Here is a 25270-nt window from a genome sequence, read left to right as displayed (position 1 = left end):
TCAACCGTGCTTGAACGGCTGCGAGCCGAGCGCCGTCGAACTTCCGGTGGCTGCGCCTGCGCCGCCTGTGATGTACGGGGCTGCGAAAACCGACGCCTTCTTCCGCTCGGCTGGTCTCGGGCCGCCGGCTGTTACTTCGAGCTCATAGGGGGCGGGCCCATTGACGTCAGCGAGACAGGTGAAGGAGCCGCTAGCCTCCTTGATTATCCCTTCATACTCGCGTTTCGCGCGGATGCACGGCGGGTCATCGTCGTCGTCTTCAATGGGCTTGCTGCTTGCCAGCACTTCGGCACCCTGGCGGGTCTGGCTCAGCGCGAGGCGGGCCTTAGGGGACACCTGCGCGTCGTCTCCGAAATCGGACCAACTATCCCACGATAAGCTGTGCCAGGAACAGTGATGAGGGGACAGCAGGATATCGTATTCAAGCTCAGAGGGCTTGTCCTGATGCCTATCCCAGAGCTTCTCCCAGATCGCCACCTCGGCGTCTCCGCCCAAAAGGTACTTGGCCGCGTCCAGATAGCCTCCCGACGCCAACCACAGATTCACGACGACGCTCGACTCGTTTTTCGAAAGGAGCTCTTCCTCCTCATCGTCGGTGGCGATCATTGGTGCCAGGAGCGTGGCTTGGAACGTGGTGTCGAAAGCCCCACAGATCTTTCGGAAAACCTCGTCGGTTTTCACGAGAATCGAGGTCAGGTCATCGGTCTTGCCGTCGATATCCTCGCCCAGAATGAGAACGCGATCACCATCGGCAACGGTCGCGCCAGAACGAAAGACAGCGACACGCCTCCGCGCTTCCGAGCACCAGGCCTTCGCGTCTTCGCAGAGCTTATGATTCTTGGAAGCTCGCCGGAAAACGATGGGTGAGCTCCACATCTCCCTGATTACGATCGTGTCGTCATCCACCGACCAATCGCTCAGCGGACCGAGATGGAAGTTCTCCCGGAGTCCTCGGCAATGGTCTTGGTCGGGGTGAGTGAGCAGGAAAGCGTCCACATACAGACGATCTTCCGCGTCCCGTTCCAGCCGGTCTCGGAGCTGTTCACCGACATCGGGGCGTTCGTCGGTGGGCTCGTCCGCTGCGCAGATATTGATGTCGACGAGAATCTTCCGGCCTGACGCAGTCTCGATCAGCGTCATGTCGCCGTTGCCGACTTTAAAATGCAGGGTCTTCGCTGGCATCGATATAGCTCCTTGAGCCTCGGGCTCTCAAATAATGTTCATCGAATGTTCCCTCTGCGATTTGGCGGCGAGGAATAGTCGCCTCGCCGCCAGTGCGCTTTTATCAGCCGGTTGGAACTCTTGTTGTGTCAGATGAAACCGGATGAACTTCAGTCGTAACTCAGTCTAACGAATTGATACCAATCGGATTTTCATTTTCGTCATTCTGATTTGTGCCGCGCTAATTGGGCTTCCGCACCTCCGTGACATTCGCCTCTCATTTCACGAGCATCCGGTGGTGCTTCCGCAGGTGTTGCACTTCAGGCAGGTGCCGTTGCGGACCAGGGTGAAGTTGCCGCATTCGCCGCACGAGTCGCCGACATAGCCCTTCATGATCGCCTCGGCCCGCCGCTCCGAGGCCGTCGGCTGGGCGGCCGGAGCCGAGAAGCCGAGCTTGGCCATCTCCGCTTCGCCATAGGTCTCCGGCTCCTCCTTCAGCGCGGTCGCGCCGATGGTGGCGAGTGCGGTCAGAGCCGCGCCGCCGCGGGCGACGGTCTCGACCGCCGGAGCCGCCACGCCACCCTGGATCGCGTGGAAGGAGATCGGCTTGCCGCGGCGGAAACCCGTCGAGGCCAGCGGCGTCGAGGTGATCGGAGCGGTCGCATCCGGCGCCTTGTCCTGGCCGACGCCGCTGCCCATCACGTCATGGCCGATCTCGCTCGGGTCGACATGGGCGAGGTCGTTGCGGCCGAGATAGGAGATCGCGAGCTCGCGGAAGACGTAGTCGAGGATCGAGGTCGCGTTCTTGATCGACTGGTTGCCGGCGACGAAGCCCGAGGGCTCGAAGCGGGTGAAGGTGAAGGCCTCGACATACTCCTCCAGCGGCACGCCGTATTGCAGGCCGAGCGAGACCGCGATGGCGAAGTTGTTCATCATCGCCCGGAAGGCCGCGCCCTCCTTGTGCATGTCGATGAAGATCTCGCCGAGGCGCCCGTCCGAATATTCGCCGGTATGGACATAGACCTTGTGGCCGCCGACCGTGGCCTTCTGGATATAACCCGTGCGGCGATCCGGCATCTTCTCGCGCTCGCGCTTGCGCTCGATGCGCTCGACGATGCGCTCGACGATCTTCTCCGAGATCTGGGTCGCGCGGGCCGCCATCGGCTGGGCGACCAGCGTCTCGACCGCGTCGTCGGCCTCGTCGTCCTCATCCGAGATCAGCGCCGAGTTCAGCGGCTGCGAGAGCTTGGAGCCGTCGCGATAGAGGGCGTTGGCCTTCAGCGCCAGCTTCCACGAGAGCATATAGGCGCTCTTGCAGTCCTCGACCGTGGCGTCGTTGGGCATGTTGATGGTCTTGGAGATCGCGCCCGAGATGAAGGGCTGGGCCGCCGCCATCATGCGGATATGGCTCTCGACCGAGAGATAGCGCTTGCCGATGCGGCCGCAGGGGTTGGCGCAATCGAAGACGTTGTAGTGCTCGGTCTTGAGATGCGGGGCGCCTTCCAGGGTCATCGCGCCGCAGACATGGACGTTGGCGGCTTCGATCTCGGCCTTGCTGAAGCCGAGGAAGGGCAGGAGCTCGAACGACATGTCGTTGAGCTTCTCGGCCGGGACATTCAGCGTGCCGGTGAGGAAGTCCTCGCCCAGCGTCCACTTGTTGAAGACGAACTTGATGTCGAAGGCGCTCTTCAAGCCCTTCTCGACCGCCTCGATCTTCTCGTCAGTGAAGCCCTTGGCGCGCAGCGTCGAGGGATTGACGCCCGGCGCCTGCTTCATCGAGCCATGGCCGACGGCATAGGCCTCGATCTCGGCGATATCGGCCTCGCGGTAACCGAGCGCACGCAACGCGTCCGGCACGGCGCGGTTGATGATCTTGAAGTAGCCGCCGCCGGCGAGCTTCTTGAACTTCACCAGGGCGAAATCGGGCTCGATGCCGGTGGTGTCGCAATCCATGACGAGGCCGATCGTGCCGGTCGGCGCGATCACGGTCGCCTGGGCGTTGCGGTAGCCGTAGCGCTTGCCCTGCTCCAGCGCCTCGTCCCAGACGATGCGCGAGCGCTCCGCCATGGTCACGGCCGAGCCGCCGAGACGAGCCAGCGTCGCATGGTCGAGCGGGACGGGGGTGACGCTCAGGCCCTCATAGCCGTCGGCGAGGCCATGGGCCGCGGTGCGGTGGTTGCGGATGACGCGCAGCATGTGGCTGGCGTTCTTCTTGTAGCCGGGGAAGGGGCCGAGCTCGCCCGCCATCTCGGCCGAGGTCGCATAGGCGACGCCGGTCATGATCGCGGTGAGGGCGCCGGCCAGCGCGCGGCCCTCGTCTGAGTCGTAGCCGAGGCCCATGGTCATCAGCAGGCCGCCGATATTGGCGTAGCCGAGGCCGAGCGTGCGGTACTCGTAGGAGAGCTCGGCGATCTCGCGGCTCGGGAACTGCGCCATCGTCACCGAGATCTCGAGCACCACGGTCCAGAGCCGGCAGAGATGCTCATAGGCCGCGACGTCGAAGGCCTTGGTCTCGGTATCGTAGAACTGCAGCAGGTTGGCCGAGGCCAGGTTGCAGGCGGTGTCGTCGAGGAACATGTACTCGGAGCACGGGTTGGACGCCCGAATCCGGCCGGAAGCCGGGCAGGTGTGCCAGTCGTTCATCGTCGAGTTGAAGTGCAGGCCGGGATCGGCCGAGGCCCAGGCGGCGTAACCGATCTTCTCCCAGAGGTCGCGGGCCTTTAGGGTCTTCATGACCTTGCCGGTGGTGCGGCCGGTCAGGTTCCAGTCGGCATCGGTCTCGACGGCGCGCAGGAAATCGTCGGTCAGCGAGACCGAGTTGTTCGAGTTCTGGCCGGAGACGGTGAGATAGGCATCGGAATCCCAGTCGGTGTCATAGGTATCGAAGGAGATGTCCTTGTAGCCCTGCTTGGCGAACTGGATGACGCGCTTGATGTAGTTGTCGGGCACCAGCGCCTTGCGGGCGAGCTTGATCTCGCGCTTCAGGGCCGGGTTCTGCTCGGGGTCGAAGCAGCTATCGCCATCGCCTTCGCAGTTCACGCAGGCCTTGAGCACGGCCTTCATGTGCTTCTTGACGGTCTTGGAGCCGGTGACGAGGGCGGCGACCTTCTGCTCCTCCTTCACCTTCCAGTCGATATAGGCCTCGATATCCGGATGGTCGGCATCAACCACGACCATTTTGGCGGCGCGGCGGGTGGTGCCGCCCGACTTGATCGCGCCGGCGGCGCGGTCGCCGATCTTGAGGAAGGACATCAGGCCCGAGGACTTGCCGCCGCCAGCGAGCTTCTCGCCTTCGCCGCGCAGCATCGAGAAGTTCGAGCCGGTGCCGGAACCATACTTGAACAGGCGGGCCTCACGGACCCAGAGGTCCATGATGCCGCCCTCGTTGACGAGGTCGTCCTGCACGCCCTGGATGAAGCAGGCATGCGGCTGCGGATGCTCGTAGCTCGACTTCGACTTCACCAGCTTGCCGGTCTTGAAGTCGACGTAGAAATGGCCCTGGCTGGGGCCGTCGATGCCATAGGCCCAGTGCAGGCCGGTATTGAACCATTGCGGCGAGTTCGGCGCGACGCGCTGGGTGGCGAGCATGAAGCGCAGCTCGTCATGGAAGGCCGCGGCATCCTCCTCGGAGGAGAAATAGCCACCCTTCCAGCCCCAATAGGTCCAGCAGCCGGCGAGGCGGTCGAAGACCTGCTTGGAGGAAATTTCGGAGGCGTAGCGCTCGCCCTCGGGCAATTCGGCGAGAGCGGCCTCGTCGGCGACCGAACGCCAGAGGAAGGAGGGGACGTCGTTCTCCTCGAACTTCTTCAGGCGCGCCGGCACGCCGGCCTTGCGGAAATACTTCTGCGCGAGCACGTCGCTGGCGACCTGCGACCAGGCGTCGGGAACCTCGATGCCTTCCAGCCGGAAAACGACGGAGCCGTCCGGGTTCTTGATCTCGCTGACGGCCGATCGGAACGGAATCGCGGCATAGGGCGACTGTCCGGCGGAGGTGTAGCGGCGCTCGATGCGCATGATCTTCATCCCTTGATCTGCCGCGGACTTGCCTTGAAGCCACGCGCGGCCGGTTGATCACCGGCTCCTGATGTCAGCCCAAACTCGGTTCGATGCCCTGTGGGTCCCGGCGGTGTGGCCCCGCCGATGGTCCCGGACGCGCCCAAAATGCCCGCGCAAATCCGTTCGCTTCCGCTGTTGATGGCGGATGCGGCGGCAGGCCCGGAACACACTGGAAAACTAGGGTTTCGCAGTCATCCAGAGGGGGTGCCGCCGGCCGTCATGCGATGGTCAAAATCTAGTGCAGATGCCGGCCTGGCGTCAAGGAATAGTGTCTATCGATCCCTGTGGACACGACATCTGGTAGAGATATGTGGGTTACGGGGATAAGTTGCAAGGCGCCCGCTAAGCCTCGGAAATCGCCGGGGAATCGGAGGCTGCTCGGCAAGATTGCCACAGTGCGGGAGGAAGCGCAGTCCCTAAAATCCCCGCTATCATGGTTGACGGACGCTAAATCCGGTGGGTCCGGGACCCAGCCGTGTGCTCCGCTTTCAAAGCCCCCCGGAAGTGGCTGATCTCGGAGCACTTCCGGCGAATGCAGCGCGGCGGGCCGATCCGAATCGCGGCCGAATCGTGGCGAACGACTCACAGGTGCACAGGTTTACCGATCCGCGGCTCGCGGCGGGCAAGTCGGGCAGGGGAAGCCGCGCCCACGGCGGGGGCGCATTCGATTGCGCTGCCGCCAGGGGCGAACATCGCGTGGTCGGCACAGCCGGCCTATCGCGGACTGGACAGCGGGCAGTGCGGGAGCCATAAGTCGCCCGATTGTTTCAGCATCGCGCGCACGGACTTGAGGACGATGAAGGACTGGCTGCTGCAGATCTTCACCTGGTGGAACGGCCAGACGATCGGCACGCGTTTCCACACCTGGCGCTTCGGCGAGCGGGTGGGAGAAGACGAGTTCGGCAATGTCTATTACCGCACCGCCGGTGGGGTGAAGGACAAGGCGCTCGGCTTTCAGCGGCGCTGGGTGATCTACAAGGGCGATGCGGAAGCCTCCAAGGTGCCGCCGGGCTGGAATGGCTGGCTGCATCATACAGTCGATGTCGCTCCCTCCGAGGAGAGCTACCAGCCGCGTGAATGGCAGCAGCCGCACCAGCAGAACTGGACCGGCACGGCTTTGGCCTATCGCCCGCAGGGCTCGACGCTCGCGGAGGGCGAGCGCCCGGCCGCAACCGGCGACTACCAGGCCTGGACGCCCGGCCGCTGAGAGAAGGCCGCCTCTGAGAGAAGGCCTGCAAGCCGAGCTTGCGAAATACCGGGCCGCCCCTTTCGGGGTGGCCTTTTTGCTGCCAGCCGGAGGTTTGCCCGGCATACCCCAAGCTTTCCGGGGCCATGCCCTTTTTCCGCTGCGATTGCCGTGTTACTGCGCGCCATCGCGGTCCTTCCGCGCTGTCGAAGAGATTCGCGCCCGCATGCCGTCGTTCTTTCGTTTCCCGATCCTGGCAGGCCTCGCCTCGAGCGCTCTGGCGACGCTGGCGGCCACGGGCCCGGCACAGGCCGACCGCATCCGCAATCCGACCGCAGTCTTCGCCGGGCTCGACAAGATCACCGGCCGCATCATCTCCTTCGAGGTGGCGATCGACGAGACCGTGCAGTTCGGCGCACTTCAATTGACGCCGCGAGTCTGCTGGACGCGGCCGCCGACCGAGGCACCGCAGACCGACGCCTTCGTCGAGGTCGACGAGGTCACGGTCAAGAACGAGTACCGGCGCATCTTCACCGGCTGGATGTATGCGGCGAGCCCGGGCCTGCACGGCGTCGAGCACGCGATCTACGATGCCTGGCTGACCGACTGCAAAGGCGGCACCGAGCTCGTCGTCGATCCCAAGGAACCGGAGGCGCCGCCAGCCGAAGACCCGCGCCGGCCACGCACGCCCAACCAGCCTCCGGCCGCGCAGCAGCCCGCTTCGCCGCCGCGCGGCGGGCGTATCGATGTCGAGCCGCCACGCGGCGTGCCGGTCCAGCCGCAGCGGCCGAGCCAGCGCTTCTTCCCGACCAATCCCTCGCCGGGCCGCGATCCGACCGCCGGCGGCGGCTGATCCTGCCACTGCCAGTAAGGCGATCCGGCGCTCAGATCCGGGCGAGGGCCTCCCGGCCGTTCATCGCTGTTGAAGCAGGCCAGGCGTGCCAGTCGCCGACATGCAGCAGGGCGTCGTCGAGCAGGCGGCGATAGCCGTCGCGCGGAATCTCGATCGTGCCGAACTGCGCGAGATGGCCGGTCTGGAACTGGGTATCCAGTAAACGATAGCCGCCCTGCCTCAATCGGGCGACGAGATGGACCAGCGCGACCTTCGAGGCGTCGGTTTCGCGATGGAACATGCTCTCGCCGAAGAAGGCGCCGCCCAGCGAGAGGCCATAGAGGCCACCGACCAACCGGCCTTCGCGCCAGCATTCGACCGTGTGGACATGGCCGAGCGTGAAGAGCGCGCCGAAGATTTCGCGGATGCGCGGGTTGATCCAGGTTTCCGCGCGGTCCGGCTTGGCCTCGGCGCAGGCCGCGATCACGGCGTCGAAGGCGGTATCGACCCTGATCTCGAAGCGGTCCGAGCGCACCGTGCGGGCAAGCCGCGTGGAGAGGTGGAAGCCGTCGAGCGGAATGATGCCGCGCAATTCCGGCTCGACCCAGAACAGGCCGGGATCGTCGGCGCTCTCCGCCATCGGGAAGATGCCAGCGGCATAGGCGCGCAGCATGATCTCCGGCGTGATCGCAGGGGTGCGGACGGGCACGGAACGAGCCTTCATGGGGCGATGGGAGCGCGGGGCGGGGCTTGAGTCAAACGAGGGCTGCCGGAATGGCCAGCCTCGTCATGCTCGGGCTTGACCCGAGCATCTCGCGAAGGAGCGCCTCTTCGGCAGGAGATTCTCGGGTCTGCGCTTTGCTTCGCCCGAGAATGACGCGCCTACCAGGGCCAGTCTGGCGAGTCCGCCCCGCCATGGCTTCAGATATTGCCTGAAGCCATGGCCGCAACAGACTGACGGATCAGCCTTCCGTGGGCTCGCCGCCCGGCGCCGCGTCGCCTGCCTCGGCGTCTTCGTCACCTTCACCATCGTCGTTGATGCACTCGACCGAGACGACCTTCTCGTCCTTGGCGGTGTTGAACACCGTCACGCCCTGCGTCGAGCGCCCGGCGATGCGGATGCGGTTGTCCGGGCCGGCATCGACCGGCACGCGGATGAGCTGGCCGCCATCGGTGACGAGCATGAGCTGGTCTGAGTCGAGGGCCGGGAAGGAGGCGACGAGCTTGCCGTTGCGGTCGTTCACGACCATCGCGACGATGCCCTTGCCGCCGCGCCCGGTGACCCGGTACTCGAAGGACGAGGTGCGCTTGCCGTAGCCGCGCTCCGAGATGGTCAGGATGAACTGCTCGGCGAGCTGCATCTCGAGGCGCTTGGCCCCGAGTTCAACCTCACCGGCGGCTTCCTCGCCATCGGCGACGGGCTCCGTCGTCTCCTCGCCTTCGCCGGTCAGGGCGCGGCGCTGGGCGGCGGCGTCCTTGAGATAGGTCGCCCGCTCCTCCGGAGTCGCATCGAGATGGTGCAGGATCGCGAGCGAGATCACCTCGTCGCCCTTGGCCAGGTTGATGCCGCGCACGCCGGTGGAGTCGCGGCCCTTGAAGACGCGCACCTCCGGCACCGCGAAGCGGATGCACTGGCCGAGGGCGGTCGTCAGCAGCACGTCATTGCCTTCGGTGCAGATCTGCACGTCGACGATGTGGTCGCCCTCGTCGAGCTTCATCGCGATCTTGCCGGCGCGGTTGACGTTGACGAAGTCGGAGAGCTTGTTGCGGCGCACGCCGCCCGAGGCTGTCGCGAACATCACGTCGAGCGTCTCCCAGCTCGCCTCGTCCTCTGGCAGCGGCATGATTGTGGTGATGCGCTCGCCGGCCTCGATCGGCAGCATGTTGACCAGTGCCTTGCCGCGGGCGTTCGGCGCGGAAAGCGGCAGGCGCCAGACCTTCTCCTTGTAGACTTGGCCTTCCGAGGAGAAGAACAGCACCGGCGTATGGGTCGAGGCGACGAAAAGGCGGGCGACGAAATCCTCGTCCTTGGTCGCCATGCCGGAGCGGCCCTTGCCGCCGCGGCGCTGCGCCCGATAGGTCGAGAGCGGCACGCGCTTGATGTAGCCGCCATGGCTGACGGTGACGACCATGTCCTCGCGGGCGATCAGGTCCTCGTCGTCGAGGTCGGAGCCCCAGTCCTGGATCTCGGTGCGGCGCGGCGTGGCGAAGGCGGCCTTCACCTCGGCGAGCTCGGTCTTGACGATCGACTGGATGCGGGCGCGCGAGCGCAGGATGTCGAGATAGTCCGCGATCTCCTTGGCGAGCTTCTCCAGCTCGTCGCCGATCTCGTCCCGGCCGAGAGCGGTGAGGCGCGACAGGCGCAGCTCGAGGATCGCCTTGGCCTGCGCGTCCGAGAGCCGGTAGGTGCCGTCCGGATTGATGGGGTGGCGCGGATCGTCGACCAGCGCGATCAGCGGCGCGATGTCCTCGGCCGGCCAGTCGCGTGCCATCAGGGATTCATGCGCGGCGGCGGGCGTCGGTGCGGTGCGGATCAGGCGGATGACTTCGTCGATATTGGCGACGGCGGTGGCCAGGCCGCAGAGCACATGGGCGCGCTCGCGGGCCTTGTTGAGCAGGTAGCGCGTGCGCCGCGAGACGACCAGCTCGCGGAACTCGACGAAGGCCGAGATGAAGTCCTTGAGGTTCAGAACCTCCGGACGGCCGCCGTTCAGCGCGACCATGTTCGCGCCGAAGGAGGTCTGCAGCGGCGTGAAGCGGTAGAGCTGGTTCAGCACGACATCGGCGACGGCGTCGCGCTTGATCTCGATGACGACGCGCACGCCCTCGCGGCTGGATTCATCGCGCAGGTCCGAGATGCCCTCGATGCGCTTCTCGCGCACGAGATCGGCGATCTTCTCGACCATCGTCGCCTTGTTCACCTGATAGGGAATCTCGGTGACGACGATCGCCTCGCGCTCCTTGCGCATCTCCTCGATATGCGTCTTCGAGCGCATCACGATCGAGCCGCGGCCGGTGTGATAGGCCGAATGAATGCCGCTGCGGCCCATGATCGAGGCGCCGGTCGGGAAATCCGGGCCCGGCACGATCTCGATCAGGTCGTCGATCGAGATCTCGGGATCGTCGATATAGGCGACGCAGGCGTCGATGACCTCGCCGAGGTTGTGCGGCGGGATGTTGGTGGCCATGCCGACGGCGATGCCGCCGGCGCCGTTGACGAGCAGGTTGGGATAGCGCGCCGGCAGGACCGTCGGCTCGTGCTCCTTGCCGTCGTAGTTCGGCTGGAAATCGACCGTGTCGAGGTCGAGGTCTTCCAGCAGCGGCATCGCCGCCTTGTCGAGGCGGGCCTCGGTGTAACGATCGGCGGCGGCGCTGTCGCCGTCCATCGAGCCGAAATTGCCCTGGCCGTCGATCAGCGGCAGGCGCAGCGAGAAATCCTGCGCCATGCGCACCAGTGCGTCATAGACCGCGAGATTGCCGTGCGGATGGTACTTACCCATCGTGTCGCCGACGATGCGGGCGCATTTGGTGTAGGGCCGCTCGGGCACGTTCTTGTTCTCGTGCATCGAGAACAGGATGCGGCGGTGGACCGGCTTCAGGCCGTCGCGGACATCGGGCAGAGCGCGGCTCACGATCACGCTCATGGCGTAATCGAGATAGCTCTTCTTCATCTCGTCGGTGATCGCGATCGGCTTGATGTCGCCGCCGAAATCCGGGGCGTTGTCGCGCTTGTCGTCGGTATCGTCGCTCAAGGGGAAATGTCCCGATTCCTGCTGGTTTTTCAGCCTTCTGGCTATCCGATTCCGGCAGGAGAAGCCAGCAAAAGCGGGCGCTGTCCAAGCAAAAATTATCCAAGCGAATTCAGTGGCTTACGGATGATTTTCAGATGCCTTCCGGCGCGCTGCCATATTCCGGCCTTTCTTGGCGCGTGACGGCGGGCCTGCGGCATGCTGATGTGGCGCCATGTTCGTCGAATTCGCCACCGCAGCCCTCGTCACCATGCTGGTGACGCTCGACCCGCCAGGCCTTGCGCCGATCTTCCTGTCGCTGACGCGCGGGATGTCGGAAAGCGAGCGGCGGCAGGTCGCCATCCGCGCCTCGATCATCGCCTTCTGCATCATGGCCTTCTTCGCCGTGGCCGGCGACATCGTGCTGAAGGCGCTCGGCGTCTCGCTGCCGGCCTTCCGCATCGCGGGCGGGCTGCTGCTGTTCTGGATCGCCTTCGAAATGGTGTTCGAGCGCCGGACCGAGCGCAAGCAGCAGACGGCGGATACCGCGATCACCCAGGACCATATCCGCAATGTCGCAGCCTTCCCGCTGGCGATCCCGCTGATGGCGGGGCCGGGCGCGCTGACGGCGATGATCCTGCTTGCCGGCCGCGCCGGCGGCGACCCGCTGCTGCTGGCGACGCTGGCTGTGATCTGCGGGCTGGTGGTGTTGTCCTGTCTTCTGGTCTTCCTCTCGGCGACGCCGATCGCGAAGCTTCTGGGCGTCACCGGCAATATCGTGCTGACGCGCCTGCTGGGAGTGATCCTCGCGGCACTCGCCGTGCAGTTCGTGATCGACGGGATCAAGGCCGCCGCGCTGGCGGGGTAGGGGCGGGTTGGAAGGGCTGCTTTCGACCCTGGCGGTCATTCATCCTCGCCGTTACGAAGCATCGCATCGAGCTCTTCCGGCTTCATCCGCTAGACCACTTGCAGCTCGCTGATCGACCTTCCGGTCATTCGGATTGAAGGCTGCACCGCCGCCTGGAACCGCCCGCGTTCTTGCCAACCATCAAGAACCTTTTCGTGTGATCGGCTCGATTACGGACGAGGGGGAGGCAGCTATGCCTTACAGACCGTTTGGGACGCTTAGGACATTACTGGCTCTGCTTGTTCTCCTCCAACATGTCGGCCATGTCGGGCCAGCCGAGATGCAGGCAAACTGGAGCTGGGCAACTGGTTCAGTTGCGGTTCTCGTCTTTTTCGTTCTTTCCGGTTTCGTCATCACAGAGGCTGCGGAGAATATCTATTGGAAGCGACCTTTGCAGTTCGCTGCAAACCGCGCCCTGCGTATCGTGCCTCAATATGTGATGTCCTTAGCGCTATCCATTGGCGTAATTGCCATGGCTGCGGCCCTGATTACAAATTTTCTACCGAATAAGCTTGTGCCGTATTCTGAAGATCAAATTCTATCCATAGATAATATATTCGCCAATTTCTTTATGATGTTGCCGGGTTACGGTCAGGATCGACCGCCTTTCATCCCATATGTCTGGGCTTTGCGAGTCGAGGTTTTCTTTTACAGCCTTCTGGGTGTCACCTTGTGGATCGGGGCCTATCAGCGACGCCTGTCCTATGTCACGCTTTTGATCGTGGCAGCTCTCATGTTCACGGCCGCCTTGAACCAAAAGGGGCCCGGTCTCTTTGGATTCGTGCCTTACTTTGCTCTCGGGATAGCGGCCTATCTCACCACGCGTGCACCGTCATGGCTCAGCTACGGCATCGTTGCTGCCCTGTTCGCTCTATGCCTCTGGACCTGCACAGAGATGAGCATGCCGTCATTTCTGCCGGCGCGGCAGCTTACCGAAGTGCACAACACCGTTCATTCCATCCTGTTCTTCATTCTAACGCTCATCTTCCTCATCCTCATTCCGGTGAAGCTACCAGTACCCTGGAGCCGCATCGACCGACGGATCGGCGACCTGTCTTTCCCGCTCTATCTGCAGCAGTATGTTGTTCTGGTTTTCGCGTATGCGCTTCTCCCTGCCTCCTATTGGACTGTGGCAGCGGTGATTGCGCTCTCCCTTGCCGTAGCTTGGCTGTCGGACCTTTTCGTTGAGGCGCCCATAAGGATGCTTCGAGATCGAATCCGAGGCCGTCCCATCAAGACGGATACCGCGATATCGCGGGACGTCGAATATGCCCGTTCCAAGCCGTTCGGCGTCGTGGGGCAGCGTGGCGCGGACGCGTCGTCCGACGAAGAGCCAATCCCGGAACAGATCGCGAATGGAGAACGGTCTGGTGTCTGATCGCGACCCGTTGCAGATTTCGTAGCTTCGTGCGCAGCAATCAGTGCTTCGGCCCCATGGTCCCGACCGTCTTCAATCGTGCAGACCTGACCCAGCCACTGACGTCGCTGCCGGTTCTGGGATTGAGATACATCACCGACGACCAGCCATCCCGTGTCTGCGCATAAGTGATGACCGCGTCCTTCGGGATGATGAAGACGCCCTTCATGGGGCATGCGCTGTCCGGCGCTGAATGGAATTGCAGGCGGCCGGCGCCGGTTACGGCCTGGCTCAGCGGCGGTGACAGGGCAGGAGCCTGAGCCGAACCGGCCGGCGGCTCCGTACAGGCGGCCCATGCGGGAGACGACAGGACGGCGCAGAGGAGGAGAATTCTCGGTCTCGTCATCCTCATCGCGTACCCTTTCGTGCCCTGCTCGGTGCTCGTGACAAGCTAGCACAGGGCTCACGCCTCGCATCCGGGAGAAGGAGGCGGCGATGCTGGCGGGCCTGGGCGGGTGACCCGAACAAAAGCTCTTGCGTATCACATAAGTGAATGCTTATGTGACTGCATGATCGAGAACGAGATCTTCAAGGCTCTGGCCGATCCGACGCGGCGCGCCATCCTCGACAAGCTTACGGCGGGCAGCCTGAATGCCAGCGCGTTGCGCGAGGGCATGGCGATCAGCCAGCCGGCGATGTCGCAGCATCTCGCGGTCCTGCGGGGGGCGGGCCTCGTTCGCGAGGAGCGGCAGGGACGCTTCGTCAACTACCGGGTCGACCCGGAGGGGCTCGCGCTGGTCGCGCGCTGGCTGACGAAATACCGCGCCTTCTGGCCGGCGCGGATCGACGATCTCAGGACCTTGCTCAAGGAGATGGATCAATGAGCGGCGGCGACAGCGAAGCGGCGACCGATCCACTCGTCCTCGAATTCCATTTCGACGAGCCGCCCGAGAAGCTCTGGCGCGCGCTCAGCATGCCCGGCCTGCGTGAGCACTGGCTGCCCGAGGCGGAGCTGGCCGATCCCAAGCCGAGCATCGTCACGCCGGGCGAGGCGCTGCGCTATCGGATGCGCGACAACGAACCGCCGTTCCTGGAGAGCGTGGTCACGTTCCGGATCGACGCCAGCGAGGCAGGCGGCAGCAGCCTGCATGTGATCCATGAATTGACCGATCGCCGCGTCGGACAGGATCTGATCCCGGCGAACAGCAACGGGCCACCGCTCATGCGCGCCGCCGCCTGAGACGCCGCAAAAACCTCACCATCCATTCCCCAAGACTTTGGAGTTCGCCGATGCGCGAAGCGATGCAACTCGTCCCTATGGTCGTCGAGCAGTCGAGCCGCGGGGAGCGTTCGTTCGACATCTACTCGCGGCTGCTGCGCGAGCGGATCATCTTCCTGAACGGCGAGGTCAATGACGCGATGAGCGCGCTGGTCTGCGCGCAGCTCCTCTTCCTGGAAGCCGAGAACCCGAAGAAGCCGATCCATCTCTACATCAACTCGCCGGGCGGCGTGGTGACCAGCGGCTTCGCCATGTACGACACGATGCGCTACATCCGCTCGCCCGTGCATACGCTGTGCATGGGCACGGCGCGCTCGATGGGCTCGTTCCTGCTGATGGCCGGGGAGCCGGGCGAGCGCGGGGCGCTGCCCAATGCGAGCCTGCATGTCCATCAGCCGCTCGGCGGCTTCCAGGGGCAGGCCTCCGATATCTTCATCCATGCCGAGGAGATGCGGCAGACCAAGCACCGGCTGACCCGGCTCTATGCCGAGCATTGCGGGCGAACTTACGAGGAGGTCGAGCGCACGCTCGACCGCGACCGCTTCATGACGGCGGAAGAGGCGCTGGAATGGGGCCTGATCGACCGGATCGTCCACAGGATGGAGGAGCCGGCCGCGGCGTGAGCGGCCGGCTGCTACCGCCTATTTCTCCAGGAAAGCCCGGATCGCGCCCTCGGCCTGCTTCATCGAGATCACGCCGTCGAGATGACCGCGGCTGCCGTCGATGGTGGCGTGGGTGATGTCGCGCCCGGCCTCCTTGGCCGCCTTCACCGTGGTCGCGACCATGTCGGGCGTGAAGACGAGATCCTTCGGCTGGGTGATCAGCAGCATCGGCGCCTTGATCTTCGCCATGCCGTCCGCGAGCGAGGTGCCGCCGGCCGCGAAGAGCTGGTTCGCCTTGACGAGATAGAGGAAATGGTTGGCGTCCGAGACCTTGGCGCGGGCCATGCCGGCATTGTCGAGCACGCTCTGGACCTGGAACCTGTTGGCGAGCGCCTTGCCGGGCTCCTCGCCCTCCTTGGCCGGGCGGCGGCCGAAGGTGGCATTGGCCCAGTCCTGGTGATTGGCCTGCAGCGTCACAGCGGTCAGCGCCTTGGCGAGGCCGGCGAGCGGCGGCGTCTTGCCGTAGTAGTCGCCATTGTTCCAGTTGGGGTCGACGAGGATGGGCGCGGCCCAGACGTCGAGCCAGGCGATCAGCATCGCATCGGCCTCGCCGGCGCCGATCACCGGCATGGCCTTGGCGACCATCTCGGGATGGCTTGCCGCCCATTCGAAGGTCTGGAGCGAACCCATCGAGGGGCCGGCGACGAGCGCGAGCTTCCTGATACCAAGGCTTTCGACCAACGCCTTCTGAACCTCGACGAAGTCGCGCACCGTGACGACCGGGAAATCGAGGCCATAAGGCTTGCCGGTATCGGGATTGGTCGAGGCCGGGCCGGTGGTGGTGGTCTTGGGGTCGCCCGTGTTGAGGTTCACCAGCGTGTCCGAGGACAGGACGAAATACTTGTTGGTGTCGATCGCCTTGCCGGGGCCGATGATCGCATCCCAGTAGCCCGGCGCTGCGTCGCTGGCGTCGTATTTGCCGGCGGCATGGGAGTTGCCGGAGAAGAAATGGCAGATCAGCACGGCGTTGGATTTGTCGGCGTTGAGCGTGCCGTAGCTCTCCCAGCCGACGCGGACATTCTTCAGCGCCCGCCCGCTCTGGGTGGTGAAGCTCGCGAGCTCGAAGACCTTCTTCTCGACCGTCGGTTCCTGCGCGTCGGCCATGCCTGCCGTCATCCATCCTGCGAGCGCGAGAGCGCCCATGAGCCACATCTTCATCGCCGCATCCTTCCCGCCGCCGCAACAAGGTCCGGTCGCATCAGAGCGGATTTCGGGGGAGCGCGAAAGCGGATTGGGAGCTACCGGGTCAGCAGCGTCGGCACGAGGGAGGCGCCGGCGGGGCTGAGGAAGGCCTCGGCCTCGATATCGAAGGCGGGAACATCGATCGGGCCCTTGAGCCGGAAGGGCAGTTTCAAGTTGCCGTTCGGCGAGGTGAGCAGCGCGGTCATGTCGAGGTTGCGGGTGCGCAGCGAGGCGCTGCCGGCGAGGTTGAAGCGGTAGTTCGAGCCGGTCATCTGCGCCTCGGTCAGGGCGAGAAGGCCGCCGGCGATCCCGGCATTGACCGAGATCGTCTCGAACGGCGTCTTGCCCTGCCGCCATTCGCGCAGAGCCTGGGCCGGGCTGCGTTCGGCGCGGCGGAGCAATTCGCCGAAGGCGACGCCGCCGATCTCGCCCTGCCGGGCCGCGAGGTTGGCCCGTCCGGTGAGCGAGCCCAGCAACTCGTCGAAGGAGCGCCCGACGCCATCGAGCGTGAGCTGCAGGCCGCCGGTGCCGCTGAGGCGCGCCAGTTGCGGCAGGTCGGAAGCAGCCTGGCCGATATTCACCTTGTCGAGGCCGGCCTGGAGCTTGACGTCGACGCCGGCGGGAACGCCGACCGCGAGCAAACGGCTCTTGACGCTGCCGCCATAGGCGCTGGCCCGCAGCAGGCCGGTTTCGAACCGGCCCTTCTTCACCAGGAGATAGGTCGCGACGTCGGTGAGCTTTGCGCCTTTCAGACGGACGGAGTCGACCGATATCCGCAGATCGATGTCGCGCGCGGTCCAGGCATCGAGGTCGAAGGGCGCGGTATCGGCTGCATCGACGACCGGGACCGGCAGTCGATCGACAAGCCGGCCGAGATCGAGCGTCACGCCGGCGAGCGTGCCCGACAGCGCGAAGCGTCCACCGGCATCGGCAAGCTTGATCGCGCCGTCGAGGCGCTCGCCGTCGAGACTGACGATGGCGTTGTTGAACGAGACCTCGCGGGGTTTCACCTGGATGTCGGACGAGACCGCAACGGTGCCAAGCGCCGAGGCCAGCCGCGATTCCTCGCCGAACCAGCCGAAAAGCTCGGGAAGCGAAGGTGTGGAAAGGGCAAGCAGACCGTTGATCACCGGTGCGCCGGGGCCGGAGCGCGTGCCCTCGAAGCGCAGCTTCAGCAGGGAGGAGGTCGCCGAGAGAGCGGTCTTGGCGCTGCCTCCGACCATCGGCCAGAGCAGGCTCACATCGGTCGGTACGCCGCGCCAGTTGAGTGAGCCGGACAGGGCGAGAGGCTCGTTAAGGCTGCGCTCGTCGATGACGAGATCGAGATCGCGTACGACGCTCTGGATCGCACCATTCGCCCGCAGGAAGACAGAGCCCGAGCGGATGACGATCTTGCTCTGGCTTTGCAGCCGCTCGAATTCGGCGAGCGGGGTGCTGAGCCATTCGGTGACGCCGTCACTTCCGGCAGGAACGGCGACGTCGATCCGCGGCGCGATCAGATCGACCCGGTCGAAGCTGATCCGCCCGCCCAGCAGCGGCAGAAGGCGCAACTGCGCCTTGACCCGTACGGCCTCGCCGGAGAGCGCACCGTCGCGCTGGCTGAAGGCGACCTGCGACAGGCTGATGCGGGGTAGCGGGAGCAGGGCGATTTCGGCGCGCTCGATCGCCTTGACGACGAAGCCGGTCCGCTCTTCGATCGCGCTGACGGCTGCGCGCTGGACACGGCCCAGCGCAACGTCCCACGACCGCGAACCGAGCAGGCCGATGGCGACGACGAGGCTGAAGGCGATGATCGCAGCGCGTCTGGTCATGGACTTCCGAATCGGCACCGGGCCGAAATTCAGCCAGCCCCCTGGCGGCACAGGGTTTAGGCCGATGCCGAGGGCTTGTCGAGGCGGGAAAGCCGGCTATCCCGCGCGATTCGTGCCGGCTTTCGCCAGGACGAAGGCTGGATAGAGCCCGGCCAGGATGATCAGCAGCGCCGCCAGCGCGCCATCCTCGAAGACGCCGCGCGAGGCATGGCCGTAGACCACGGTCGCCAGCGTGTCGACGTTGAGCGGGCGCAGCAGCAGCGTTGCCGGCAATTCCTTGAGGCAGTCGACGAAGACAAGAAGCCCGGCAGCGGCGATGGCCGGTCGGGCCAGCGGCCAGTGGATGCGGCGCAGCACCTCCGGCCCGGCGGCACCAAGCGCGCGGGCCGCATCGTCGATCCGCGGCGAGACCCGCGCTAGCCCGCTCTCGACGCCGGAGACCCCGATGGCGAGGAATCGCACGGTATAGGCGATGACGAGCGCGGCGCCGGAGCCGATCAGGATCAGGCCCGGCTTGAGGCCGAACAGGGCGGATGCGGCATCGGCCAGCAGGTTGTCGAAGGCCGCGAGCGGGATCAGCAGGCCGAGCGCGAGCACGGTGCCCGGCACGGCGTAGCCGAGGCTGGCAATGCGGGCGAGGGGCTTCAGCCAGGTCTCGCGACCACTGCGGCTGGCCGTGGCGATGCCGAGCCCAAGCGCCACGACCAGGATCGATGCGAGGCCGGAGAGCAGCAATGCATTGCCGAGAAGCCGCAACAGCGCGGCGTCGAACTGCGCCAGCAGGCCACGCTGCAGGATTTCGGTGAGGAGATAGCCGATCGGCAAGGCGGCACCGAACAGCACGGGCAGGACGCAGGCGAGGGCGGCCAGAGCGGCGCTGCGCCCGTGCAGCGGCCGGCGCGTCACCGGTCGGGGCTGGCGGACCGGCAGGGCGAAGCGGCGCTGCCCGCGCAGCTTCCTCTCGGCGAGGATCAGCGCGAAGACGATCAGCAGCATGACGCAGGCGATCTGGGCTGCGCCGGGCAGCGAGCCGCGATTGACCCAGGTCGTGTAGATCGAGAGCGTCAGCGAGCGGACGCCGAGATATTCGGTGGCACCGATATCGTTCAGCGTCTCCAGCAGGACGAGGGTCAGGCCGGCGGCCAAAGCCGGTCGTGCGAGTGGCAGGCCGATGCGCCAGAACAGGCGGCCGGGCGCCGCGCCGAGATTGCGCGCGGCCTCGACGATGCTGGCGCCCTGCACGCTGAACAGCGCGCGCGTGCTGAGATAAACGTAAGGGTAGAGCACGATCGCCATGATCGCGATCGCGCCCGGCAGGTTGCGCGGATCGGGAAACCAGTAGTCGCGCAGCGAGCGCCAGCCGGTGGCGGCGCGCAACGCGCTCTGGAGCGGCCCCTGGAAGCCGAGGAACTCGACGTAGATATAGGCGGTCAGATAGGTCGGCAGCGCCAGCGGCAGCACGAGCAGCCATTCGAGCGAGCGCCGCCCCGGGAAATCATACTGCGTCACCAGCCAGGCGGTGCCGACGCCGATGACGGCGCAGGCCGTGCCGATGCCGACCAGCAGCAGGCTGGTCTGGACGAGGGCTGTCGGCAGGACGTTGGCGGCGAGATGCGGCCAGATCTCGGCCGCCTGCCGCGAGGACAATGCGGTGGCGACGAGCGCGAGCAGCGGCAGCAGCACGAGCGCCGCGCCTCCGATCGCCGCATAGGCAAAACGCGTCGACGGCCGCCACGAGAATGGCGACCGTCGCTGCTGATTGAGCGGCTGGCTCAGGCTCAATTGTCGAAGCCGACCTTGTCGACGAGGTTCGCCGCGGCCTTGCGCTGCTTGGCCACCTCGGAGAGCGGCAGCTTGTCCGGGTTGACGGCGCCGAGAAGCTTGACGGCAGCGGAGTCGGTCACGGCCGGGTTGACCGGGAACTCGAAATTGCCGTTCGCGTAGAGGGCCTGCGCCTTGTCGCCGAGCATGTACTCCACCAGCTTGACGGCGTTGTCCTTGTTCGGAGCGTTCTTGGCCAGCGCGGCGGCCGAGACGTTCACATGGGTGCCGCCGCCGGCGAAGGTGGTCTTGAGCGGCTGGATCGCGTCGAACCAGCCCTTCTGCTCGTTCTTCGCCTGGCTCATCAGGCCGATATAGTAGGTGTTGATGATGGCGATGTCGCAGAGGCCCGACTGGATGTCGCGGGCGACGTCGCGGTCGCCGCCGCCGGGCTTGCGGGCGGCGTTGGCGCGCACGGCCTTGAGCCAGGTCTCGGTCTTCTCGGCGCCGTGATGGGCGAGATAGGCGGCGAAGAGCGCGTTGTTATAGGGGTGCTGGCCGGCGCGGATGCAGAACTTGCCCTTCCACTTGGGGTCGGCGAGGTCCTCATAGGTGATCGCGTCCTGCTTGACGCGCTCCTTCGAGACCACGACGACGCGGGCGCGCTTGGTCAGCGTGACCCAGTTGTTGTCGGGGCGAAGCTGCGCCGGAACGGTCTTGTCGACGACCGCGGACTTGATCGGCTGGGTGATGCCGGCATCGACCGCGGCGTTGATTTCGCCGACATCGACCATCAGCATGACGTCGGCCGGGCTGTTGGCGCCTTCGGCGCGGATGCGCTCCTGCAGGCCGTCCTTCAGGAAGACCGCGTTGACCTTGATGCCGGTATCCTTGGTGAAGGCTTCCAGCACCGGGTTGAGCAAGGCGGGCTCGCGGGTGGTGTAGAGGTTCACACCCTGCGCGAAGGCCGGGGCGGCCAGCAGGCAGGACGACAGCGCCAGGGCGTGGAGATAGGTCTTTGCGATCATTCTTCTGCTCCGTCGATGGGCGCGATCAGCGCGACGGGCGAGCGATAGAACGCCCGGCAGGGGGCGTCAATGAAGTAATCCTATGATATCAATGTCTTAGACGAATTCTAGCTAACTTCTTATTTTGACGAATTCTAATAAATCAAGCATTGCCTTGGAAAGACGAAGAGATTTCGCACGCGATCCGGTCGTACATCTTTTGAATGAGGCGACCTGCCGCGGCTGGGGCCGTCAGCTTCCTGTCGAACAGGGGCGCAATACCGGCTCGCATCAGGCCCAAGCCGTTGTCATTCCGGGGCGTGCCCGAGACGCGAAGTCCCGGACGGACAAGGAGCGTCGAAAGTCTCGACACTTATCGCGTCGGCAGCGGGATCAGCCGGGCCGACTCGCGTGCCGTCGGATCGACCGTGCCGCGCAGGATCGCGTCGCTGGCGAAGGTATCGTCATGCAGACGCGCCTCGCGGACCCGCATCTGGCGGCGGACGCTGCGCTCCTGCGCTTCCATTCGGGAAATGCCGACCCGCTCGTCGATCTGCTTGCGTTGGGACTTGCTGAGTTCCGACGCTGTGCGGAAGTCGCGGAAGTCGCGCCGGCTATAGGGCCAGCTCGAACCGCCGGTGAAGGTCGAAACCTTGCCGTCGAGCACGACGCTGTCGCCCGGCCGCAAGGTGATGTCGCGCAGCAGGGAGATCCGTCGTTCGCCGACCTGGACGATGGGGGACCGGCAGGCCGGGTCGGCCGCCTTCTCATGGCTGAAGGCCATCGGCAGGGCGCCATAGCGCTTGCCGTCGGCCGCAACGGCGTCAGCCATGCCGGTCGCGCCTGCGGCCATCCTGAAGACCTTGACCGGAACGCCGGGATTCGCCGCCTGGCACAGCGCTTCATGGGCCTTCATGTCAGCGGGCGCACGGAGATAGCCGATGGGAGCGGGGAAACCGTCGCAAAGGCGGACGCAGAACGTCTGGGCCCGGTTTGCTGCGCCGGTGACGGCATCGAGCGAGGCGGTCGCAGTGCCCGCGACCTTGCGCCGCCGCTCGGCGGGTTTCCGGGCCGATTTGCGGAAGGGGTTGAGGTCGACCGGCGGGTGGGCGAGGCGGCCGTCCGGCAATGTCTGCATGAGCGGCAGGCGCCAGCCATGGCCGGCGGGCGCATAGGCATTGGCTTGCGGGGCATAGCGTGTCGAGGTGTAGGCGGCATTCCGCAGGCGCGTCTGCTCGGTGCGGCGCGCGGCTTCCTGCATGATGAATTCACGCGCGCCGGCATCGCCCTCGGCCTGGACCATCGAGGCCGTCAGCACGATGCCCCCGGAGCCGAGCGCGACCCCGAGCGCGGCGAGCGCCAGGAGGCGTGCCGCGGGGCTGCGCCTTGCGATCTTCGTCTTGCCGGAAACGGCAGCCAGAACCTCACCGTCGCGGGCGAAAACCCGCGCCGGGACTTCACGGACACGAAACATCGCGTCACTCCAAACTACGCTTGTCCACCGTCCGCCGCCATTCGGGGTGTAGTTTACTTTTCGTTAAGCTTCAACGCTTCCCGGCTCGCAGCCGGCGGAAACGGGTGGAATGCTTAACGGGAGCGAGGCGAGGCAGGCCCGGTCTCTCAGAGCACGGAGATCAGCACCCCGAGCCACATGCAGAACAGCGCGATGACGCCGATGCCGTAGATCGCGCCGCGCAGCTTCAGTGGGTTGGGGCCGATATGGACCAAGGTGTGGACGACGCGGGTCGCGACATAGAGCCAGGCCAGGAGCGCCATGACATAGCCGGTCGCGCCGGTCTCCATCGCGATCATCACGAGCGCGAAGAAGATCACCGGTGTTTCGAACTGGTTGGTGAAGTTCGCTGCGGCAAGCCGGGCCGGGACGGGGTAGCGCTCGGTCGAGACCGTGACCTCGTCGGGCCGGACGGCGCCGCTGGTGAAGGCGGTCTTGCGACGCAGGGCGAGGACGACGCCGACGACGAAGATCCAGAAGATCATCGCCAGCGTCGGATAGATCAGCTTGAGAGTCATGGTTGCGCGTCGCCTCGTGTCGCACCGGCCTGGATGAGTCGGGCCAGTGCTGCACAATGCCCGCGATGACTCAAGAGCGGGTCGGGTAGTTCGGGCTCTCGCGGACGATGGTCACGTCATGGACGTGGCTCTCGCGCAGGCCGGCGCTGGTGATGCGGATGAAGCGCGCCTTGGCCTGGTAGTCGGCGAGGTCCTTGCCGCCGACATAGCCCATAGCAGCGCGCAGGCCCCCGGCGAGCTGGTGCAGCACATTCGAGACCGGGCCCTTGTAGGCGACCTGGCCCTCGATGCCTTCCGGTACGAGCTTCAGCGAATCCTTGATGTCCTGCTGGAAGTAGCGATCGGCCGAGCCGCGCGCCATCGCACCGACCGAGCCCATGCCGCGATAGGCCTTGTAGGAGCGGCCCTGGTACAGGAAGGTTTCGCCGGGGGTCTCGTCGGTGCCGGCCAGCAGCGAGCCGACCATGGCGCAGGAGGCACCGGCCGCCAGCGCCTTGGCGAGGTCGCCCGAATACTTGATGCCGCCATCGGCGATGACCGGGACGCCGGCCTTCGCGCCGGCGGAGGCGGCATCCATGATCGCGGTGAGCTGCGGCACGCCGACGCCGGCGACGATGCGGGTCGTGCAGATCGAGCCCGGGCCGATGCCGATCTTGATGGCGTCCGCGCCGGCATCGATCAGGGCCTGCGCACCGCCGGCGGTGGCGACGTTGCCGGCGATGACCTGGACGGAGTTGGAGAGCTTCTTCACCCGGCTGACGGCTTCCAGCACCTTGGCCGAGTGGCCATGGGCGGTGTCGACGACGATCAGGTCGACGCCGGCATCGATCAGCATTTCTGAGCGCTCGAAGCCCTGGTCGCCGGTCGTGGTCGCGGCGGCGGCGAGGAGGCGGCCATGCGCGTCCTTGGCGGCGTTCGGGTGGGCGACCTGCTTCTCCATGTCCTTGACGGTGATCAGGCCGATGCAGCGGTAGTGATCGTCGACGACGAGCAGCTTCTCGATGCGGAACTGGTGCAGCAGGCGGCGCGCCTCCTCGGGATTGACGCCCTCGCGCACCGTGATCAGGCGCTCCTTGGTCATCAGCTCCGAAACCGGCTGGGCCGGGTTGGCGGCGAAGCGCACGTCGCGGTTGGTGAGGATACCGACGAGCTTGCCGTGGTGACCCTGCGGGCCGCGCTCGACGACCGGAATGCCGGAAATGCCGTTGTTCTTCATCAGCGCCAGCGCGTCGGCCAGCGTCTCGTCGGGATGGATGGTGATCGGGTTGGCGATCATCCCCGATTCGAATTTCTTGACGAGGCGGACCTGGGCGGCCTGCTGGTCGGCGTCGAGATTGCGGTGGATGACGCCAAGCCCGCCGGCCTGCGCCATGGCGATCGCCATGCGGGCCTCGGTGACCGTGTCCATGGCCGAGGCGATGATCGGCAGGTTCAGCGAGATGGTGCGGGTGAGCCTGGTGCGGATGTCGACATCCGCCGGCATGACCTCGGACGGGCCCGGCTCGAGCAGCACGTCGTCGAAGGTAAGGCCGTCGCGAATCAGACCGTCGAGGGAAAGCGTCATCGTCAACTCCGACCGCCGGGCGAGGCCGGCTTTTCAAAGGGGCAGGGCGAAAGGCCCATTGCCGAGTTGACGAGGCCCGTTAGCACGGGCGTGGCGGGGCCGCTAGTGCATCGGGACGGATTCTTTTGCAGTGCGGAAACGGCGCGAGTGAAAGGCTGCGCCGTTTCCGCCAGCGTCGCCCGGATCAGCGGGCCAGGCGAGCCGCTACGGGATGGACGGGCGCGTCAGGCGCGATGCCGAAGCAGCCGGCCGCGAAGATGGTCCGCCCTGCGGCATTGGCCATCTGCTGGCAGGTTTCCAGCCGCAGGCATTCGTCATAGCGCAGGCCTTCGCCGCCGCTTCCGGGAATCGTCTTGAACTGGCAGCCGTTTTGCCAGCCAGCGGAGGCGGCTGCGGCCGGATTCGGCGCCCAGCTCAAGCCGGCAAGGAGGGCGATGCCGAGAACGGGCAGGCCGGGGGACAGGCGATGGGCGGCGGCGAATACAGGTGAGATGCTGATCATGGCGCTTCTCCGAGGTTGACGGCGCGCGCCCCTCGCGACGGCCCGGTTCCAGCCGGGCATCAGGGAGATGGGGCTGCCACAGGCAGCGAAGGAGGGAGCTCAATGCATGGCGGCGTTGTGCTTGCCGCCGAGCCATAATTCTGGCGCATGGCGGAAGCGCGCAGGCAGCAGGCAAATCGGCCGATAAACCGCGATTTCGCTCTCGTCACTCCGTGCACATGGCATTAATAGCCGAGCTTATGAT

Annotated in this window: 20 protein-coding genes; 7 read left to right on the top strand and 13 right to left on the bottom strand. The window is 65.6% G+C overall.

Annotated features, from left to right (window positions below; translation table 11 throughout):
* On the bottom strand, positions 1 to 1182 hold the full coding sequence (locus BLQ70_RS18705; protein WP_210184323.1) for a ComEC/Rec2 family competence protein: 1182 nt from the start codon (positions 1180 to 1182) through the stop codon (positions 1 to 3).
* A 261-nt stretch (positions 1183 to 1443) separates the two neighbouring features.
* Positions 1444 to 5175: a vitamin B12-dependent ribonucleotide reductase gene (locus tag BLQ70_RS18700; protein ID WP_091859791.1), complete on the bottom strand. Its 3732-nt coding sequence runs from the start codon at positions 5173 to 5175 to the stop codon at positions 1444 to 1446.
* A gap of 838 nt (positions 5176 to 6013) precedes the next feature.
* Between BLQ70_RS18700 and BLQ70_RS18695 the strand changes: the two genes are divergently transcribed.
* Positions 6014 to 6424 (top strand): NADH:ubiquinone oxidoreductase subunit NDUFA12, encoded by a 411-nt coding sequence (locus BLQ70_RS18695; RefSeq protein WP_061967688.1) that lies wholly within the window; start codon positions 6014 to 6016, stop codon positions 6422 to 6424.
* A gap of 205 nt (positions 6425 to 6629) precedes the next feature.
* Positions 6630 to 7256, top strand: coding sequence for a DUF2155 domain-containing protein (locus BLQ70_RS18690; RefSeq protein ID WP_061967689.1), 627 nt, complete (start codon positions 6630 to 6632; stop codon positions 7254 to 7256).
* A 31-nt stretch (positions 7257 to 7287) separates the two neighbouring features.
* Here the strand turns inward: BLQ70_RS18690 and aat are convergent, their stop codons facing one another.
* Both aat and gyrA read right to left on the bottom strand, forming a co-directional pair.
* Entirely contained in the window at positions 7288 to 7959 is a 672-nt protein-coding gene (gene aat, locus BLQ70_RS18685) for a leucyl/phenylalanyl-tRNA--protein transferase (protein WP_091859648.1), read from the bottom strand.
* 238 nt (positions 7960 to 8197) lie between these two features.
* Positions 8198 to 10987: a DNA gyrase subunit A gene (gene gyrA, locus BLQ70_RS18680; RefSeq protein WP_280140825.1), complete on the bottom strand. Its 2790-nt coding sequence runs from the start codon at positions 10985 to 10987 to the stop codon at positions 8198 to 8200.
* A 211-nt stretch (positions 10988 to 11198) separates the two neighbouring features.
* On the opposite strand from gyrA, the gene BLQ70_RS18675 reads away from it, so the two are divergent.
* Together BLQ70_RS18675 and BLQ70_RS18670 are read left to right on the top strand one after the other, a co-directional pair.
* Complete coding sequence (locus tag BLQ70_RS18675) at positions 11199 to 11831, top strand: MarC family protein (RefSeq protein WP_091859645.1); 633 nt, start codon at positions 11199 to 11201, stop codon at positions 11829 to 11831.
* Positions 11832 to 11964: 133 nt separating this feature from the next.
* Positions 11965 to 13248 (top strand): acyltransferase family protein, encoded by a 1284-nt coding sequence (locus BLQ70_RS18670; RefSeq protein ID WP_139163583.1) that lies wholly within the window; start codon positions 11965 to 11967, stop codon positions 13246 to 13248.
* Between the two features lie 40 nt (positions 13249 to 13288).
* Here BLQ70_RS18670 and BLQ70_RS25825 read toward each other — a convergent pair whose 3' ends face one another.
* Entirely contained in the window at positions 13289 to 13456 is a 168-nt protein-coding gene (locus tag BLQ70_RS25825) for a hypothetical protein (RefSeq protein ID WP_210184322.1), read from the bottom strand.
* Positions 13457 to 13796: 340 nt separating this feature from the next.
* Between BLQ70_RS25825 and BLQ70_RS18660 the strand changes: the two genes are divergently transcribed.
* Genes BLQ70_RS18660 through BLQ70_RS18650 form a run of 3 tightly spaced genes read left to right on the top strand, consistent with a single transcriptional unit; the run spans position 13797 to position 15129 of the window.
* Entirely contained in the window at positions 13797 to 14111 is a 315-nt protein-coding gene (locus BLQ70_RS18660) for an ArsR/SmtB family transcription factor (RefSeq protein WP_091859639.1), read from the top strand.
* The gene (locus BLQ70_RS18655) at positions 14108 to 14467 is read left to right on the top strand and encodes an SRPBCC family protein (protein WP_091859637.1); all 360 of its coding nucleotides are present in this window, start codon (positions 14108 to 14110) and stop codon (positions 14465 to 14467) included. Before BLQ70_RS18660 ends, BLQ70_RS18655 begins: the two co-directional genes overlap by 4 nt.
* Positions 14468 to 14517: 50 nt before the next feature.
* The gene (locus BLQ70_RS18650; RefSeq protein ID WP_091859633.1) at positions 14518 to 15129 is read left to right on the top strand and encodes an ATP-dependent Clp protease proteolytic subunit; all 612 of its coding nucleotides are present in this window, start codon (positions 14518 to 14520) and stop codon (positions 15127 to 15129) included.
* Positions 15130 to 15147: 18 nt separating this feature from the next.
* Here the strand turns inward: BLQ70_RS18650 and BLQ70_RS18645 are convergent, their stop codons facing one another.
* From BLQ70_RS18645 to BLQ70_RS18610, 8 genes are all read right to left on the bottom strand, one after another.
* Positions 15148 to 16326, bottom strand: coding sequence for an E22 family MetX-like putative esterase (locus tag BLQ70_RS18645; protein WP_091859630.1), 1179 nt, complete (start codon positions 16324 to 16326; stop codon positions 15148 to 15150).
* Positions 16327 to 16406: 80 nt separating this feature from the next.
* Positions 16407 to 18161 carry an AsmA family protein gene (locus tag BLQ70_RS18640; protein ID WP_091859627.1) on the bottom strand — a complete coding sequence of 585 codons (1755 nt, stop codon included), beginning with the start codon at positions 18159 to 18161 and terminating at the stop codon, positions 16407 to 16409.
* A gap of 96 nt (positions 18162 to 18257) precedes the next feature.
* The gene (locus BLQ70_RS18635) at positions 18258 to 19844 is read right to left on the bottom strand and encodes an ABC transporter permease (protein WP_244512078.1); all 1587 of its coding nucleotides are present in this window, start codon (positions 19842 to 19844) and stop codon (positions 18258 to 18260) included.
* A gap of 95 nt (positions 19845 to 19939) precedes the next feature.
* A complete protein-coding gene (locus BLQ70_RS18630; protein ID WP_091859621.1) occupies positions 19940 to 20950 on the bottom strand; it encodes an extracellular solute-binding protein in 1011 nt (336 codons plus the stop codon).
* A 352-nt stretch (positions 20951 to 21302) separates the two neighbouring features.
* Positions 21303 to 22403: a DUF2865 domain-containing protein gene (locus BLQ70_RS18625; protein WP_091859618.1), complete on the bottom strand. Its 1101-nt coding sequence runs from the start codon at positions 22401 to 22403 to the stop codon at positions 21303 to 21305.
* Between the two features lie 146 nt (positions 22404 to 22549).
* Positions 22550 to 22960: an MAPEG family protein gene (locus tag BLQ70_RS18620; protein WP_061967708.1), complete on the bottom strand. Its 411-nt coding sequence runs from the start codon at positions 22958 to 22960 to the stop codon at positions 22550 to 22552.
* Between the two features lie 70 nt (positions 22961 to 23030).
* The gene (guaB, locus tag BLQ70_RS18615) at positions 23031 to 24524 is read right to left on the bottom strand and encodes an IMP dehydrogenase (RefSeq protein ID WP_061967710.1); all 1494 of its coding nucleotides are present in this window, start codon (positions 24522 to 24524) and stop codon (positions 23031 to 23033) included.
* A 184-nt stretch (positions 24525 to 24708) separates the two neighbouring features.
* The gene (locus BLQ70_RS18610; protein ID WP_091859616.1) at positions 24709 to 25026 is read right to left on the bottom strand and encodes a hypothetical protein; all 318 of its coding nucleotides are present in this window, start codon (positions 25024 to 25026) and stop codon (positions 24709 to 24711) included.
* Between the last annotated feature and the right edge of the window lie 244 nt (positions 25027 to 25270).

Origin of the sequence: Allobosea robiniae (genome assembly GCF_900102525.1) — a bacterium.
Lineage (GTDB): Bacteria > Pseudomonadota > Alphaproteobacteria > Rhizobiales > Beijerinckiaceae > Allobosea > Allobosea robiniae.
The sequence above is the reverse complement of the archived record's forward strand: the minus strand, read 5'-3'. Positions and strand labels throughout refer to the sequence as shown.

Coding starts and splice junctions, on each gene's coding strand:
- BLQ70_RS18705 (WP_210184323.1), bottom strand. CDS start 1,182: ATGCCAGCGAAGACCCTGCATTTTAAAGTCGGCAACGGCGACATGACG.
- BLQ70_RS18700 (WP_091859791.1), bottom strand. CDS start 5,175: ATGCGCATCGAGCGCCGCTACACCTCCGCCGGACAGTCGCCCTATGCC.
- BLQ70_RS18695 (WP_061967688.1), top strand. CDS start 6,014: ATGAAGGACTGGCTGCTGCAGATCTTCACCTGGTGGAACGGCCAGACG.
- BLQ70_RS18690 (WP_061967689.1), top strand. CDS start 6,630: ATGCCGTCGTTCTTTCGTTTCCCGATCCTGGCAGGCCTCGCCTCGAGC.
- aat (WP_091859648.1), bottom strand. CDS start 7,959: ATGAAGGCTCGTTCCGTGCCCGTCCGCACCCCTGCGATCACGCCGGAG.
- BLQ70_RS18675 (WP_091859645.1), top strand. CDS start 11,199: ATGTTCGTCGAATTCGCCACCGCAGCCCTCGTCACCATGCTGGTGACG.
- BLQ70_RS25825 (WP_210184322.1), bottom strand. CDS start 13,456: ATGAAGGGCGTCTTCATCATCCCGAAGGACGCGGTCATCACTTATGCG.
- BLQ70_RS18660 (WP_091859639.1), top strand. CDS start 13,797: ATGATCGAGAACGAGATCTTCAAGGCTCTGGCCGATCCGACGCGGCGC.
- BLQ70_RS18655 (WP_091859637.1), top strand. CDS start 14,108: ATGAGCGGCGGCGACAGCGAAGCGGCGACCGATCCACTCGTCCTCGAA.
- BLQ70_RS18650 (WP_091859633.1), top strand. CDS start 14,518: ATGCGCGAAGCGATGCAACTCGTCCCTATGGTCGTCGAGCAGTCGAGC.
- BLQ70_RS18645 (WP_091859630.1), bottom strand. CDS start 16,326: ATGAAGATGTGGCTCATGGGCGCTCTCGCGCTCGCAGGATGGATGACG.
- BLQ70_RS18640 (WP_091859627.1), bottom strand. CDS start 18,161: ATGACCAGACGCGCTGCGATCATCGCCTTCAGCCTCGTCGTCGCCATC.
- BLQ70_RS18630 (WP_091859621.1), bottom strand. CDS start 20,950: ATGATCGCAAAGACCTATCTCCACGCCCTGGCGCTGTCGTCCTGCCTG.
- BLQ70_RS18625 (WP_091859618.1), bottom strand. CDS start 22,403: ATGTTTCGTGTCCGTGAAGTCCCGGCGCGGGTTTTCGCCCGCGACGGT.
- BLQ70_RS18620 (WP_061967708.1), bottom strand. CDS start 22,960: ATGACTCTCAAGCTGATCTATCCGACGCTGGCGATGATCTTCTGGATC.
- guaB (WP_061967710.1), bottom strand. CDS start 24,524: ATGACGCTTTCCCTCGACGGTCTGATTCGCGACGGCCTTACCTTCGAC.
- BLQ70_RS18610 (WP_091859616.1), bottom strand. CDS start 25,026: ATGATCAGCATCTCACCTGTATTCGCCGCCGCCCATCGCCTGTCCCCC.